Raw genomic sequence first — 1,690 nt, 5'->3', positions numbered from 1 at the left:
GACCCCACCACCGAAGCCGACGCGATAGCCGTGGTGGGCGGCGCCACCCCCGCCATGCCCGCCTCCACCCCGCTGCGCCTGCGTGTTCCCGCCATCGACGTGGACACCTCCCTCACCGGGTACGGGCTCGCCCCCGACGGCAGCCTCCAGGTGCCCCCGGAATCCGCCCCCGACCACGCCGGCTGGTACCACGGCGGGGTCACCCCCGGCACGGACGGCACCGCCCTGGTCGCCGGTCACGTGGACAGTGCCACCGGCCCCGCCGTCTTCTACTCCCTGGGCGCCCTCTCCCGGGGCGACACCATCGAGGTCGACCGCGCGGATGGCAGCACCGCCGTCTTCACCGTCGACGGCGTCGAGGTCTTCCACCGCGAGGAGTTCCCCGACGAGCTGGTCTACGGCTACGCCGGTCGCCCCGAACTGCGCCTGATCACCTGCGGCGGACAGTTCAGCCGAGCCGGCGGCTGGAACGCCAACGTCGTCGTCTTCGCCTACCTCACCGACACCCGCTGAGCGCTCCGCCCGTACCCCGGATGGTCGGGGCGGGACGTCGTCCCCGGTGCCACCATGGGGCCGTACCGTCCCCACGGGGTCGCGGCACCGATCACGGGCCCACCCCGTCGACCCCTTCCACGAGGTGAGCCACCCATGACCCGCAAGATCGCCGTGCTCGGCGCAGGAAAGATCGGTGAGGCCCTGCTGGGGGGCATCCTCCGGGGCGGGCGACCGGCCTCCGACCTGCTGGCCACCGCGCGGCGACCCGAGCGGGCCGAGGCCCTGCGCGCCCGGTACGGCATCGCGGTGGTGGACAACGCCGAGGCCGCGAAGACCGCCGACACCCTCATCCTGGCGGTCAAGCCGCAGGACATGGCGGCCCTGTTGACCGAACTCGCCCCGCACACCCCCGCCGACCGACTGGTGATCAGCGCGGCGGCCGGCATCACCACCGCCTTCGTGGAGGAGCGCCTGGCACCGGGAACCCCGGTGGTGCGGGTCATGCCGAACACCCCCGCGCTGGTGGACGAGGGCATGTCGGTCATCTCCGCCGGGGCCCACGCGGGGGAGGAGCATCTGCGCCACGCCGAGGAGATCTTCACCAGCGTGGGCAAGGCGCTCCGCCTGCCGGAGTCCCAGCAGGACGCGGCGACGGCACTCTCCGGCTCGGGCCCGGCGTACTTCTACTTCCTGGTCGAGGCCATGGTGGACGCGGGCATCCTGCTCGGTCTGCCCCGGGACAAGGCCCACGACCTGATCGTCCAGGCCGCCTACGGGGCCTCGCTCATGCTGCGCGACAGCGGCGAGCACCCGGTGACCCTGCGGGAGGCGGTCACCTCGCCGGGCGGGACGACGATCAGCGCGATCCGCGAGCTGGAGAAGCACGGGGTCCGGGCGGCGTTCCTCGCCGCGCTGGAGGCGGCCCGGGACCGCAGTCGCGAACTCGCCTCCGGCGGCAACGGGGGCAACGGCGGGGCACGGTAGGGGGAGTGGCGCCGTGACGGGAGGCGGTTCCGGTGCCCGGCCCGGGGTCCCGCCGCCTCCCGCGCGCGCTTCCACCCCTCCGGGCTTGACACGTCCGTGGTGGATCCGTAAGTTGTATCGAGCTGCCACTGACGCGGAGGCCGAGCCCCGCATGTCGGTGGCGCGCGTGTCCCCCGGGTTGGTTTACCGGGTGGGACCGTCACCTTCGCGG

The 1,690-nt window shown here is 73.7% G+C and carries 2 protein-coding genes; both read left to right on the top strand.

Annotated features, from left to right (window positions below):
* Positions 1-513: class F sortase (locus tag FOE67_RS24975; protein WP_182667084.1), on the top strand; the 513-nt coding region annotated here is incomplete at its 5' end.
* A gap of 135 nt (positions 514-648) precedes the next feature.
* Entirely contained in the window at positions 649-1,479 is an 831-nt protein-coding gene (proC, locus tag FOE67_RS24970) for a pyrroline-5-carboxylate reductase (protein WP_182667083.1), read from the top strand.
* Positions 1,480-1,690 lie beyond the last annotated feature (211 nt).

Source organism: Streptomyces calidiresistens, assembly GCF_014141525.1.
In the GTDB taxonomy this organism is placed as follows: domain Bacteria; phylum Actinomycetota; class Actinomycetes; order Streptomycetales; family Streptomycetaceae; genus Streptomyces; species Streptomyces calidiresistens.
This window is presented reverse-complemented; position numbering and strand designations above follow the sequence as displayed.